Source organism: uncultured Microbacterium sp., from assembly GCF_964244775.1.
Lineage (GTDB): Bacteria > Actinomycetota > Actinomycetes > Actinomycetales > Microbacteriaceae > Microbacterium.
Genome location: NZ_CAXTJR010000003.1, coordinates 35556 through 48754, shown reverse-complemented (window position 1 = coordinate 48754; position 13199 = coordinate 35556). Strand labels below are relative to the sequence as shown.

Annotated in this window: 15 protein-coding genes; 8 read left to right on the top strand and 7 right to left on the bottom strand. The window is 71.1% G+C overall.

Annotated features, from left to right (window positions below; all coding sequences use genetic code 11):
* Positions 1 to 74 precede the first annotated feature (74 nt).
* Complete coding sequence (locus ACFE6Z_RS07285; RefSeq protein ID WP_375385058.1) at positions 75 to 920, bottom strand: esterase/lipase family protein; 846 nt, start codon at positions 918 to 920, stop codon at positions 75 to 77.
* A gap of 328 nt (positions 921 to 1248) precedes the next feature.
* Between ACFE6Z_RS07285 and ACFE6Z_RS07280 the strand changes: the two genes are divergently transcribed.
* Both ACFE6Z_RS07280 and ACFE6Z_RS07275 read left to right on the top strand, forming a co-directional pair.
* Positions 1249 to 4575 carry an SNF2-related protein gene (locus tag ACFE6Z_RS07280; RefSeq protein ID WP_375385057.1) on the top strand — a complete coding sequence of 1109 codons (3327 nt, stop codon included), beginning with the start codon at positions 1249 to 1251 and terminating at the stop codon, positions 4573 to 4575.
* 26 nt (positions 4576 to 4601) lie between these two features.
* On the top strand, positions 4602 to 5432 hold the full coding sequence (locus tag ACFE6Z_RS07275) for an aldo/keto reductase (RefSeq protein WP_375385056.1): 831 nt from the start codon (positions 4602 to 4604) through the stop codon (positions 5430 to 5432).
* A gap of 76 nt (positions 5433 to 5508) precedes the next feature.
* Here ACFE6Z_RS07275 and ACFE6Z_RS07270 read toward each other — a convergent pair whose 3' ends face one another.
* The 5 genes from ACFE6Z_RS07270 to ACFE6Z_RS07250 form a co-directional block, all read right to left on the bottom strand.
* Positions 5509 to 5733, bottom strand: a complete 225-nt coding sequence (locus ACFE6Z_RS07270) for a hypothetical protein (protein ID WP_375385055.1) — start codon at positions 5731 to 5733, stop codon at positions 5509 to 5511.
* A 60-nt stretch (positions 5734 to 5793) separates the two neighbouring features.
* The gene (locus tag ACFE6Z_RS07265) at positions 5794 to 6213 is read right to left on the bottom strand and encodes a VOC family protein (protein WP_375385054.1); all 420 of its coding nucleotides are present in this window, start codon (positions 6211 to 6213) and stop codon (positions 5794 to 5796) included.
* 114 nt (positions 6214 to 6327) lie between these two features.
* Complete coding sequence (locus tag ACFE6Z_RS07260; RefSeq protein WP_375385053.1) at positions 6328 to 6516, bottom strand: PspC domain-containing protein; 189 nt, start codon at positions 6514 to 6516, stop codon at positions 6328 to 6330.
* 56 nt (positions 6517 to 6572) lie between these two features.
* Entirely contained in the window at positions 6573 to 7553 is a 981-nt protein-coding gene (locus tag ACFE6Z_RS07255; protein WP_375385353.1) for a DNA-3-methyladenine glycosylase family protein, read from the bottom strand.
* A gap of 361 nt (positions 7554 to 7914) precedes the next feature.
* Positions 7915 to 8661 (bottom strand): winged helix-turn-helix domain-containing protein, encoded by a 747-nt coding sequence (locus ACFE6Z_RS07250; RefSeq protein WP_375385052.1) that lies wholly within the window; start codon positions 8659 to 8661, stop codon positions 7915 to 7917.
* A 531-nt stretch (positions 8662 to 9192) separates the two neighbouring features.
* On the opposite strand from ACFE6Z_RS07250, the gene ACFE6Z_RS07245 reads away from it, so the two are divergent.
* From ACFE6Z_RS07245 to ACFE6Z_RS07230, 4 genes are all read left to right on the top strand, one after another.
* On the top strand, positions 9193 to 9489 hold the full coding sequence (locus ACFE6Z_RS07245) for a GNAT family N-acetyltransferase (protein ID WP_375385051.1): 297 nt from the start codon (positions 9193 to 9195) through the stop codon (positions 9487 to 9489).
* 59 nt (positions 9490 to 9548) lie between these two features.
* Positions 9549 to 9995, top strand: coding sequence for a DUF1622 domain-containing protein (locus ACFE6Z_RS07240; protein WP_375385050.1), 447 nt, complete (start codon positions 9549 to 9551; stop codon positions 9993 to 9995).
* 88 nt (positions 9996 to 10083) lie between these two features.
* Positions 10084 to 10359 (top strand): hypothetical protein, encoded by a 276-nt coding sequence (locus ACFE6Z_RS07235; RefSeq protein ID WP_375385049.1) that lies wholly within the window; start codon positions 10084 to 10086, stop codon positions 10357 to 10359.
* Positions 10356 to 10706 carry a hypothetical protein gene (locus tag ACFE6Z_RS07230; protein WP_375385048.1) on the top strand — a complete coding sequence of 117 codons (351 nt, stop codon included), beginning with the start codon at positions 10356 to 10358 and terminating at the stop codon, positions 10704 to 10706. Before ACFE6Z_RS07235 ends, ACFE6Z_RS07230 begins: the two co-directional genes overlap by 4 nt.
* Positions 10707 to 10710: 4 nt before the next feature.
* Here the strand turns inward: ACFE6Z_RS07230 and ACFE6Z_RS07225 are convergent, their stop codons facing one another.
* On the bottom strand, positions 10711 to 11481 hold the full coding sequence (locus ACFE6Z_RS07225; protein WP_375385047.1) for an alpha/beta fold hydrolase: 771 nt from the start codon (positions 11479 to 11481) through the stop codon (positions 10711 to 10713).
* Between the two features lie 50 nt (positions 11482 to 11531).
* On the opposite strand from ACFE6Z_RS07225, the gene ACFE6Z_RS07220 reads away from it, so the two are divergent.
* Positions 11532 to 11936: a nitroreductase family deazaflavin-dependent oxidoreductase gene (locus ACFE6Z_RS07220; protein WP_375385046.1), complete on the top strand. Its 405-nt coding sequence runs from the start codon at positions 11532 to 11534 to the stop codon at positions 11934 to 11936.
* A 99-nt stretch (positions 11937 to 12035) separates the two neighbouring features.
* Positions 12036 to 13190 carry an exonuclease SbcCD subunit D gene (locus ACFE6Z_RS07215; protein ID WP_375385045.1) on the top strand — a complete coding sequence of 385 codons (1155 nt, stop codon included), beginning with the start codon at positions 12036 to 12038 and terminating at the stop codon, positions 13188 to 13190.
* Positions 13191 to 13199 lie beyond the last annotated feature (9 nt).

Sequence of the window (13199 nt, the reverse complement as noted above, 5' to 3'; positions counted from 1 at the left end):
CGCCGCCGCGACGACGATCTGGCGGACACGGGTCGCCGGCACCCGGCGATGGTGGGGATCGGCCGGACTGTCGATCAGCTGGGGGCGGCGAGCAGCGCGATCCCGTCGCGCACGGCGCGGTAGGTCTCGGGCAGCCCGAGCACGCGGAAGTGCCCCGCGCCCGACACCAGGATGTTCGTGGCGCCGTCCAGCACGCTGCCGCCGGGGATATGCGGGTCGAACCGGCCGAACACAGACACGATCCGCCCGTTCACCGACGTGTCGCGGCCGAGGCTGACGATCGTCTCGTCGGACGGGAGAAACGCACGGATGCTGGGAACCCACATGAGTCCCGCCAGCGGCGAGCCTCCGAACGGCGTGCAGACCGCGACCATCCCGATCACTCCGAGCGGCGGTCCCTCCGGCTGATCGGGGGATGCTGGAGCCGGCGCACTCGCGGCAGCCTCGGCGGGATCGCCTCCGGCGGCGGCCTCGCGCACGGCCGCCTGCGCGGCGCCCGAGGCGATGAGCAGGTGCTTGCCGATCAGGCCGCCCTTGCTGTGGGCGACGAGCACCCGCCCCGCCGCAGGCGGGGGAGTGCGGGCGAGGGCGCGAGCGAGCCGGTCGGCGGTCTCGACGATGCCGCGGGTGTTCGCCCCCATGCCGTGCACCACGCAGATGCGATGGCCGGCCGCGTTGAGGTCGTCCGCCAGGGGGCGCAGGAACGTCCAGTGCTCGTATACGCCCGGCAGGAGCACCACCTCGGGCAACTCCGCCGAGCCCTCCGCCCACGAGCTCGGCGTGCGGCGGCGACCGCCCGTTCCCCACGGCGGGGCGAGGATGGCGAGCTGACGCCACGCGGCGTAGGCGTAGTCGGCCGCCCACCAGGTCGCCTGCTGCACGCGCGACCCGCGAGTGAGGGCGGGGGCGCCGGGCGTCATACGGCGCAGTCTACGACGGGTGAGAACTGCCGCCGCCGCGCGGTGTCGAGCCGCCCCGCCGCGGTGATCGAGTAGTGAGCGCCCCCCCCCGGTGATCGAGTAGCGAGCGCCAGCGAGCGTATCGAGATCCCTCGGACCCGCGTAGTGCGTCGCGGGTCTCGATACGGCGCTGGCGCGCCTACTCGACCTCCGCAGGGCGAGGCGCTGGCGCGCCTACTCGACCTCCGCAGCGGGATGGCGCTGGCGCGCCTACTCGACCTCCGCAGAGGGACGGCGCGGCCGCGGCCGCGCCGCGAATTGCCCCCGCGGGGCGTGGGACGATGGAAGGATGTCCGTCGCCCCGCTCCCGTTCGTCGAGGAGCTGATGATCGCGCGACTGGTCGGGCCGCTGTCGTACAGCCGCGGTCGCACGTACGCGGCGAACGGGCGCGTCGCCAAGCTGGAGTGGCAGCCGGCCGCGCAGCGGCTGTCGGCCGAGGTCCAAGGCACCGATCCGCGTCCGTATCGCGTGGTCGCGCTGCTCTCGGGGGCCGCCACCGCGCGGGTCATGGTGCGCAGCGCGACCTGCACATGCCCCCTCGCGATCAATTGCAAGCACGTCGTCGCGATGCTGCTCGAGTCGAACTCGCGCCACCGCGCCTACGAGGCGTCGTCGTCGCTCGCCGCGACGCCGACCGGGTGGCGTGGCCTGGTCTCGACGTTCGAGCCGATCGTGTCGGATGCTGCGACCCCGCGCCGCACACTGGCGCTGCAGTTCGCGCTCCGCTCCGGGGGCCGGCCACGCGGCGGCCGGCCGGCGGGCGCCCGTACAGGTCGAGCGGTGCGTGACGAACTGGCGAAGGATGCAGCATCCGTCCACGGCCTCGGCGTGCGCCCGGTGACGCGGGGCGCCCGAGGCGGATGGATCAAGGGCGAGCTGACGTGGCAGAACGTCGGCTATCAGGGCGCCGGCGGCGGGTTCGACCCGGCGCACGCGCGATGGTTCGCACAGTTCGGCACGCTGCGCAGCACCTCGCTCGGCGGCATCGTCGACTACGGCTCGGAGTGGATGACCCTCGACGGCTTCGAGTCGACGCTGCTGTGGGCCCTCCTCGACGAGGCGCAGGCCCTCGGCATCCCATTAGTTGCGTCGGGGTCGTCCGGGGCCTCGTCATCCGTCGAGGTCGCGGCGACCGCGACGATCGGGTTCGACGCCCGGGCGTCGGAGGGCGGCCTCGAACTCGCGCCGCGCGTCGTGATCGGCGACGTGTCGTACGACGCCGCGCAGGCGGGGCTGATCGGCTCGCACGGCGTCTACGGGTACGAGTTCGGTGTCTCCGAAGGGAGCCCGTCTATCCGCCTTGCGCGGCTGGAGCGACCCGCGACACGCGCCCAGCGGGGCATCATCGCGCGCCCCGACCCGGTGCGCGTCGCAGCCGACGAACTGCCGGAGTTCCTCGACGAGCACTTCGCGACGCTCGCCCGATCGGTGCGCGTGACCAGCGCCGACGACAGCTTCACGCCCCCGCCGCTCCCGCCCGCGACCCTCGTGCTCACCGCGCGCTTCGAGCCGGGAAACGTGCTGCGACTGGGCTGGGAGTGGGAGCTGTCGGACCGGCGGCGGATGCCGCTGACCGTTCCCGACAGCGCCTTCCTCGATCCGGTCGCCGAGCGTGCACCCGTGGCCGCCGTCACGGAGATCCTGCGGGGCGACCCCGCCGGAGCCCCCGCGCTCGGAGCAGGAGAACTCCGGGCCGCGACGGTGCTGCGCGGCCTCGAGTCGGCCGAGTTCACCGCGCGCGTGCTGCCCGGGATCGAGGGAGTCGAGCGGGTGCGGGTCGACGTGGTCGGCGCGAAGCCCGACTACCGCGAGATCGTCGAGGCGCCCGAGCTCACCGTCTCGGCGGTCGAGACCGAGTCCACCGACTGGTTCGACCTCGGCGTGATCGTCAAGGTCGAGGGCAAGACCGTGCCCTTCGGCCCGTTGTTCCGCGCGCTCTCGCGCGGAGCCACCAAGCTCCTGCTCGTCGATCAGACCTACCTGTCGCTGAATCAGCCCGTCTTCGCCCCGCTGCGCGAGCTCATCGACGAGGCCGGAACCCTCGAAGAGTGGGAGACCGGGCTGCGCATCAGCCGCTACCAGACCGCCCTCTACGCCGAATTCGAGGATCTCGCCGATCAGAGCGAGGCCGCCGTTGCCTGGCGGGCGACCGTCGATGGACTCCGCGACCTCGCCGCGACCCCGCCGGTGCCCGTGCCGGCGGGTTTCACCGGCGAACTGCGGCCGTATCAGCTCGACGGCTTCCACTGGCTCGCATTCCTCCACGCCCACGGGCTCGGCGGCATCCTCGCCGACGACATGGGCCTGGGTAAGACCGCGCAGACCCTGGCCCTCATCGCGCACGCGACGAAGACGCGGGAGACGAAGGCGCGCGCACCTTTCCTGGTGGTCGCTCCCACCTCGGTCGTCTCGAACTGGACGCGCGAAGCATCCCGATTCACTCCGGGGCTCCGGGTCGCCGAGATCACCGAGACGCGCGCCAAGAGCGGAAAAGCGCTGTCGGATGCTGCGGCCACCGCCGACATCGTTCTCACGACCTATGCGATCCTGCGTCTGGACGCCGACGAGTTCGCCGGCAACGACTGGGCCGGGCTCGTGCTCGACGAAGCGCAGTTCGCCAAGAATCCGGCATCCAAAGTGCACGAGGCCGCGCGCGGCATCCGTGCACCGTTCCGCCTCGCGGTCACCGGCACCCCGATCGAGAACAACCTCACGGAGCTGTGGGCGCTGTTCCAGATCGTCGCGCCGGGCCTCTTCCCGTCGGCGCGCGAGTTCGCGGAGAAGTACCGCCGCCCGATCGAGGTAGGTCACGATCCCGAGCGGCTCGCGCGGTTGCGTCGCCGGGTGCGGCCGTTCCTGCTGCGCCGCACGAAGGAGGCGGTCGCGCCCGAGCTGCCGCCCAAGCAGGAGCAGGTGCTCGAGATCCCGCTCGACCCTCGGCACCGCCGCATCTACGACACCCACCTCCAGCGCGAGCGGCAGAAGATCCTGGGGCTGGTCGATGACCTCGACCGCAACAGGTTCATCGTGTTCCGCTCGCTCACGCTGCTGCGGATGCTGAGTCTGGATGCCGCGCTCATCGATCCGGTCGGCTACGCGAACGTGCCGTCGGCCAAGCTCGACGCCCTGCTCGAGCAGCTCGAAGACGTGGTCGGCGAGGACCACCAGGCGCTCGTGTTCAGCCAGTTCACGTCGTTCCTGGAACGCGCAGCGGCGCGACTGGATGCTGCCGGCATCCCGTATTCGTATCTCGACGGCGCGACCCGCCGACGCGGTGAGGTGATCGACGGCTTCCGGCGCGGCGATGCGCCGGTGTTCCTCATCAGCCTGAAGGCCGGCGGATTCGGGCTGAACCTCACCGAGGCCGATTACGTGTTCCTGCTCGACCCCTGGTGGAACCCGGCCAGCGAAGCCCAGGCCGTCGACCGCACGCACCGCATCGGTCAGGACAAGCAGGTGATGGTCTACCGGCTCGTGGCCGAGGGCACGATCGAGCAGAAGGTGATGGCGCTCAAGGACAAGAAGGCGGCGCTCGTGTCTGCCGTGCTCGACGACGGCGCGTTCTTCAGCGAGGCGCTGTCGGCCGACGACATCCGCGGCCTCCTCGAGACGTAGCAACGTTGCAGTGGAAGGATGGCGGCATGGCCATCCCCACCGTGACACTCAACGACGGCACCGCGTTTCCCGAGCTCGGCCTCGGCACGTACAAGCTCCGCGGAGAGGAGGGCATCGGCGCGATCGTCTCGGCGATCGAGTCGGGCTACCGGCTGCTCGATTCCGCCGTCAACTACGAGAACGAGGCGGAGGTCGGCGAGGCCGTCCGCCGCTCGGGCCTCGACCGCGATGAGCTGATCGTGACGACCAAGGTCCCCGGTCGCGATCACGGGTACGACCAGGCGCTCGCCAGTGCCGAGGCATCCCTTCAGCGTCTGGGCCTGGACCGCATCGACCTGTACCTGATCCACTGGCCCAACCCGAGTATCGACAAGTACGTCGACACCTACCGGGCGATGATCGAGCTGCGCGATCGCGGCGCCGTGAGGTCGGTCGGCGTCTCGAACTTCACGCCCGAGATGCTCACCCGTCTGATCGACGAGACCGGGGTGGTGCCCGCCGTGAACCAGGTCGAGCTGCACCCGTATTTCCCCCAGACGGCGCTGCGCGCGTTCCACCGGACGCACGGCATCCGCACCGAGAGCTGGAGTCCCCTCGCTCGCCGCAGCGAGCTGCTGGGTGAGCCGGTCATCGACAGCCTCGCGGAGAAGCACGGCGTCACTCCCACGCAGGTCGTCCTCCGCTGGCACGTGCAACTCGATTCGACGCCGATCCCCAAGTCAGCCGACCCCGAGCGACAGCGCGAGAACGCCGACGTGTTCGGCTTCGCGCTCGACCACTCCGATCTCGGCGACATCTCGGTGCTCGAGCGCGGCCGGCTTTGGGATGGCGACCCCGACACCCACGAAGAGATGTGAGTGACGGATGCCTCGGCCGAGGCATCCGTTCATCCCCTGCTTCTTCGGCGGCCCCGCGGGTCGACGTCGGCTCGGGCTACAGCTGTGCCCCGTTGTCGTCGGGGTCATCGAGGCCGACAGTGCGGCCGCGCCACGATTCGTAGGCGATGAGCCAGCCGATGCCGATCACCCCGCCGAGCACGAGCCCCAGCCAGAGGCTGCCCCAGATCAGGCCGAACAGCGCGCCCAGAGCCAGCAGCAGCACCGTGCCGAGAATCCACCCGATCCGGCCGCGAGGAAATCCGGTGCGATCGTCGCTCATGCGCTCATCCTACGGCGCAGCCGGCGAGGCGGTCGGCCCGGCCGCCTCGCCCGAGCGGACTCAGGACTGCGGTGCGGCGTTGAGTGCCAGCATCCAATCGATTCCGAATCTGTCTGTCAGCATGCCGAAGCGGCCGCCCCACGGCGGGGTCTCGAACGGCATCGCGACCGTGCCGCCCTCGGCCAGGGCGTCCCACCAGCCCTCGAGGGCGGCTTCGTCGTCGCCGCTGATCGACACCGAGATGCCCGCCGGTTTGACATACGGCATGTGGCTGGGCGTGTCGGCGGCCATGAGAGTGAAGCCGTCGGGCGTCTCGAGTTGCGCGTGCATCACGAGCTGCTGCTCAGAGGGCTCGACACCCATCTCGGGGAAGGAATCGAAGGTGGAGATGTCGAGCTCGCCGCCGAAGACGGTCTGATAGAACTCCATCGCCGCGCGGGCGGTGTTCTGGAACGAGATGTAGGGGTTCAGGCTGGGCATGCGAGGCTCCCGGATGTCGGTGAGGACCGCGTCCATCCGCGGCACGACTCAGTGTCGTCGCGGCCTCCGACATCCGCAAGGCATCCCCATGCCCCCGCGATACGCCTGCCCGGCTCAGCCCAGCGGCTCCTGCGGAATGAGAATCCAGAGGAGCACGTAGACGAGGACCGAGACGCCGAAGAACACGACCCCGATCGCCGTGGCCACGCGGACGACGGCAGTGTTCCAGCCGAATCTGTTCGCGATGGCAGCGCAGACGCCGGCGAGGACGCGATCCTGACGAGGGCGGATGAGTGCGTTCATGTGCTCATCCTCGCAGGCGGCTCGCCGCTGCGCAGCAGGGGTACCCCCCGGACCGCTCAGCGGTCGCGGTGGTCTTCGGGGTGCAGCCGGGGTGCGCGCCGCGGCTCGTGCACGCCGCTCGCATAGATGAGGCGGATCACTCGTTGACGCTGGCCCGCCCATGGAGCCAGGAGCCGCAGCATCCCGTCATCGTCGACGCGGGTTCCGGTGAGGGCGTACCCGACCTCGTGCGCGAGGTGGAAGTCGCCGACGCTCACCGCATCGGGATCGCCGAGGGCGCGGATGCGCGTTTCGGCCGAAGTCCACGGGCCGACCCCGCGCAGAGTGATCAGCACGCGGTCGCGTGCCTCTCCGTCCGATGCGTCGGCGACGGCGCGCGCGACCGTGTCGCCGCGGCGGGCCGACTCGACGATCGTGCGCGCCTGCGGCGGCTCGAGCCCGGCGCGATGCCACGCCCACGACGGCACGTGCCGCCAGCCGTCGATGCTCGGCGGAGCGAACATCGGTCGGGGCGTGGGCCCCGGAGCGCGCTCGCCGTGCCACGTCACGATCCGTCGCCAGGCCGCGAAGGCCTGCATGCCGGTGACCTTCTGCTCGATGATCGCGCCGACGAGCGCGTCGAAGACGAGGTCGGTGCGGCCGAGCCTGAGCCCCGGGTTGCGGCGGTGCGCGTCGGCGATGAGCGGATGCTGCGACCCGTCGAACTCGGACGGATCATCCTCCGCCCCGCACAGCGCGGGCATCTGCGTGATCGCCCACCGCGCCCCCGGGCCCCATGCCGCGCCCCGGATCTCGCCCGGCGCGGTCTCGCGGAGCGCGAGCGTCGCGACGCCTTCCGGAGTGCGGCTCGCGCGCCAGATCACGGCCCCGTCGACCGTCATCGTGGGGTCGGCCGCTCCGCGGCGCTGCGACAGCACGGTTCCGCGGAGATCGAGCAGATGCCGGGGGCGATACACCGTCTCGAGCGGCCGGCCGTGGTCGGGCCGCAGGTCACGGGTCGCGGGCGCGGGACGGGTGCGCGCGTACGCGACCCTCATCACCTGCTCCACCACGCGCTCACCTTACGCCGAACCGTCCGACATCCGTCCCGCGATGCCGCGCTCCGCGGCGGAGATCGAGTAGGAGCGCGCCCGCGGATGCGCGCTCCGGCGGGGATCGAGCAGGCGCGCCAGCGCCGTATCGAGATCGGAGCCGACGTACTACGCAGGTCCGGCGGATCTCGATACGCTCGCTGGCGCTCGCTACTCGATCACCGCACGGGGAGCTCGCTGGCGCTCGCTACTCGATCACCGCGGCACGGCGCTTCTTCGGAGATCTGCTGTTCTGCGGCCGCGCCGCGCGGGAGAGCATCCGTACCTTGGCAGTTCTCCGAGGTTGCGCAGAAACGTGCGGAACGACTCAGAAGCGGTCGGGCGACGGAGCACCGTGGCCGTAACGGATGGCGACATCCGCGTGGCGGTCGAACCGGTAGCCGACGCCGCGCACGGTGCGCACGATGTCTTCGTAGCGGCCGAGCTTGGCGCGGAGGCGCCGGACGTGCACGTCGATCGTGCGCTCGCCCGGGGCGTCGTCGTCGGTCGCCTGCCACAGCGACGACACGAGCTCGGTCCGCTCGATCGTGCGGCCCTCGCGCAGCACGAGGTACTGCAGCAGCTCGAACTCCTTGAACGTGAAGGCGGCGGATTCGCCGTCGATCAGCACCCGCTTGCGCGAGATGTCGACGACGACGCCGTCGGCGGCGCGGTCCTCGTCTTCGGGCTCTTCTTTGGTGCGGGCCACCGCGGAGGGCTCGTGCAGCGCCAGGCGCACCACGTCGACGTCGCGTCCACCCGCGCCGACCGGGGCGAGGGCGACGGTGGCGTACGTCTCGGCAGCCGGAGCGAGTTCGGCGATCGTGCGGCGCAGGGCATCGACGAGCACGCCGAGCGAGACTCCGGATGCTGCGGCCTTGAGCTCGTCGATACCCACATAGAGCGCGAATCCGCGAGGCGACGTGCCGGCGGGGAGGTTGTGCGCCGGCGCGGCGGGCGCCGTGGGAGCGACCTCAGGAGCCGGGCGGCGCGACTCGGAGAGCGGCGGCACCGCCTGCAGGTGACGGGTCGGTGTGGTACTGGCGGGACGATCGAGGAGGAGTGTGTTCGACATGATGTGCGGTCCTTGCGGATGGGAACCCGGGCGGTGCGGCCTCAGAGGTTCGGCTGTGCAGCTGTTTCGGCGGTGCTGGTGGTCAGCGGTCGGGCCGGGGTGCGAGTCATCCGGATGCGCGTGATCGACGCGGAGACCGGAGCTGGGGGGATCGCTGTCGCTCTTCAGGGGCTGGCGCCTTCAGAAGCGGCGTGCGGATCCGGCAGGGTTTCACCGAGTAGGTGAGAGCTCGTGTCAGCGACACATTCGACAACACATGACAACGCGGCCGGCCATCATGCCGGTGGTCCCGTTCGCCTCCACGGCGGACAGAGAGCGTGCGTTGTCAGTCATGAAGCTGATTATGACCGAATGCGTCCCCACGCGTCAAATCGCACGGATGCCGGGGCATCCGTATGACGAAATGTTGCACTTTGCTCAGTCGGGCGCCCCGGGGGCGCCGTCGGGCGGCGGATGGCGGCAATGCCACGCTTTTCCGACACCGGGCCACGCACGGAGCCGGGGCGGGCGAGCGGACGTACGCTGGAGGGTGTGGAACTGACCTTCACCAACGAGCCGGACGCCTCGCGCTACGCGCTGCGCCGCGGTGACGATCTCGTGAGCGTGCTCGACTATCGCGACGACGGCCGCACGGTCGCCATGACCCGTGCCTACACGGTGCCCACCTTCCGGGGCCACGGCTATGCCGGAGAAGTCGTGGAGCGCGCCGTCGCGCAGCTGGAGGCCCGCGGAGACCGCGAGGTCATCCCGGTGTGCTGGTACGTCGCCGACTGGTTCGCCGCGCATCCCGAGCGGGCCGGCATCCTCCACCAGCGCCAGACGCACTGATCCCGTCGGGCCCCCACTCGCCACCGGACTGAACCCGCCCACCCGCATACACTGACGGCGTGGACATCGAGGTGATCTTCGTCGGCGTCGCGGTCGGCTTCGAGATGGTCGGCGCGATCGCCATGATCGTCGGCTTCGTGATCGCGCTCGTCCTCGGCTTCCGGTCGCTCCGGCGCGGTGAGGGTGGTCGCGCCGCATACACGGTCCTGCGCAACACGCTGGGTGCCGGCATCCTGCTCGGCCTCGAGGTGCTGGTCGCGGCCGACCTGATCCGCACGATCACCTCGAAGCCCTCGCTCGAAGACGCTGCGATCCTCGGCCTCATCGTGCTGATCCGGACGATCCTCTCCATCGCGATCCAGATCGAGATCGAGGGTGTGCTGCCGTGGCGCAAGGCGCTGCTCACGAGCGGTGGGCAGCTGCTCGGAGGTGCGGTCGCGCGCGATCGGGATGCGGCGACCCGTGCCCCCTCGACGACGCAGCCGGGTACGTCGACCGGCGCATAGCCGAGGCATCCCTCCGTCATCGGCTCTGTCAACCCCTTGGGCCGGCGGCGCGTGCGAGACAGTCTGGGGGCAATGAGAGAGGTGCACCATGAGCAATGAGCGTGATCTTCCCGAGGGAGTCATCGACGCGGATCCGCCCGGGGGCTGGGAGAGCGAAGAGGTCGCCGATCGTGAGACGGCCGCCGCGAACGCGGATGCGATCGATTCGCCGTCACTGACCGAGTCGGGGCTGCCGCCGCTGACTCCCGACGGCACGGACGCGACGGCCGATGCGCCGGCAGACGGGTCCGTCGAGGGCGCGGCGCTCTCCAGCGGCACCGATCCCGACCTCCGCACCGACGCCGACGTCGACGAGGCGTCGTGACGCCGCCGGATGAGACGGCCCCGGATGAGACGACCCCGGATGATGCGACCGAGCCCGTGCATCCCGATGCGGGTGTCGGCGGGGCAGTCGTGCAGGGCACGGACGCCGACGAGCCGGGTGCCGGTGCGGTCGATGCGCAGACCGAGCCGGCGATGGACCTCGATACCGTGACCGACCAGGAGCGCATCGACGGCATCCTCGCTCAGACGCGGGTGGACGTAGGCGGTGAAGACGCCGAGCGTATCGCGGAGGTCTTGCGGCAGCGGTTCGAGGATGCCGGCATCCCGGCCTCCGCTGATCAGCTGGCGTCGTTCGCCGAGGGCCTGGTCGCCGGTCGGAAGCGCTGACCGCTCACGCCCCCGCGAACGAGAGGATGCGGGCGGCGGCGGGCCCGGCATCCCGGATCATCGTCTCGTGACCGTGGCCTTCGATCTCGGCCAGTCGGGCGTCCGGGATCCGGTCGACGACGAAACGGCACCAGTCGCGGGGTGACACGTAGTCGTGCTCGCCGCGCAGGACGAGGGCGGGAGCGTGGATGCGGGGGTAGGCGTCCTCCGGCCGGTGGACGAGCATCGCGCGGAGCTTGCGCCCCAGGTGCGGACCGGCGCGCAGGTACTCCTTCGCGCCGATGGCGATCACGCGAGGGCTCTCGACCGTCAGATCCTGCGCGAGCCGGAGGAGCTGGCGCGACGCCCGGCGTTCGCGGACGTTCACCGTCGGCGCGATCAGCACGACCCGGGTTACGAGCTCAGGGTGACGGGCGGCGAGCTCTGCGGCCACCTGCGTCCCCATCGAGTGACCGACCGCGACGACGGGGCCGATCGCGCGCCCCCGCAGGAACGCGGCCACCAGGTCGGCGGTGCGCTCGACCGTGAGCGTTCGCGCCGGCTCGGGCGCGGCGCCGTACCCCGGCAGGTCGATCGCGATGATGCGCCCGTGACCGCGCAGATGAGCCGCCAGGTCGCCGAATACGCTCCGCCCCATCCCGATGCCGTGGATGAGGAGGAACGTCGGCGCCGCGTGGCCGAACTCTTCCGCGACCAGGGTCGCGCCCGCGTACGTGAACGGAGCGACGGAGGCTGACACCCCCTCGGGCGCGGTGACGGGGGTCGGCTCTTCCATCGTGCGAGCGTATCTGTCGGCCGGGGCCCGCCGAGCGTACCCTCGGACACATGGGCCGCGTCAAGAAGGCGTTCCTCGACACGCTGAACCACACGCTCAACCCGCTCACGCTGAGGGCGGCGCGGGCCGGCCGTGGGCCGTTCTCGCTCGTGCGCCACGTCGGCCGCAAGAGCGGCCGAACGTTCGAGACGCCGCTGATCCTCGCCCAGGTGCCCGGCGGGTTCGTCGCCGAGCTCACTTACGGCGACCAGGTGAACTGGTACCGCAACATCGTCAAGGGCGGCGGGGTGATCGTGCACCGCCGGCACGAGTACCCGATCACGGCGGTCGAGCCGCTGGACCGCGCGCAGGGGCTCGTCGCGTTCGGCGGATTCCGCGCCGTCGTCCTGCGGCTGCTGCGTCGACATGAGTTCCGGATGCTGCGCACCGAGGTGGGGTCTCCGGTCGCGGTGTGATCGGGTTGCGCGCTCGTCGCGTGCAGCCGAGCATCCGCTCTCGGCGAACCGCCCGGGCGCCTCAGGGGCGATGTCGGGCGTGGATCGTACGGTGTGAGCATGCGCATCCTGCACACCTCGGACTGGCACATCGGGCGGTCGTTCCACGGCCACGCCACGCTCGATGCGCTGCGCGGGGTGCTCGCGGCGCTCGCCGTGCAGGTGCGCGCGCACGACGTCGACGTGGTCGTGGTCGCCGGTGATGTATTCGATTCCGCCACCCCCGCGGCGGCCTGCTTCCCGGTGCTGACCGAGGCGCTCCTCGCGCTCCGCGACGCCGGCGCGCAGGTCGTCGTCACCTCGGGCAACCACGACTCGAGCGCCCGCCTGGGCTTCCAGTCCGCGCTGCTGCGCGAGGGCATCCACGTCGTCACCGACCCCGCCACGGTCGGCACGCCGATCACGATCGGCGACGCCGACGGCCCCGTGCACTTCTACGGGATCCCGTACCTCGAGCCGACGATGGTCCGTTCGGTGTGGCCGGGCGTCGAGTTGCGTGCGCACGCGCAGACCCTGACCCACGCGATGGGGCTGATCCGCGCCGACCTCGCGGCCCGCGGCGGGCGCTCCGTGGCGATCGCGCACTGCTTCGCGGCGGGAGTCGCGCCGACGCCGCAGCTCGAGCGCGACATCCAGCAGGGCGGGCTCGACGTCATCCCGCTGTCGGTCTTCGACGGTGTCGACTACATGGCACTCGGCCACATCCACGGGCGTCAGCAACTGGCCGAGACCGTGCGCTACGCAGGCGCGCCCCTGCACTACAGCTTCGGCGAGGCCGGCAAGCCGCGCGGCTCGTGGCTGGTCGAGCTGGATGCCGGGGGATTCGCCTCGGCGCGCTGGCTCGAGCTGCCCGTGCCCCGTCGGCTGGTGTCGCTGCGCGGCACCCTCGACGAACTCCTCACCGACCCCGCTCACGAGGCACACCGCGACGACTGGGTGTGCGCGGTGCTCACCGACCCGACCCCGCAGATCGACCCGATGCGCAAGCTCCAGTCGCGGTTCGCGTGGTGCGCGAACATCAAGCTCGACCCGCAGGGCGCCCCCGAGGGCGACCGCGCGAGCTACGCCGACCGTGTCCGCGACGTCGCGAGCGACCCCGACCTGATCGGCCGGTTCCTCTCCCATGTCCGCGCCGGGCAGGGGCCCGACGACCAGGAGCGCGCCCTGATCCAGGACGCGGTGGCCGAGGAACGCGTCTCGGAGCTTCACCTGTGAAGAAGACAG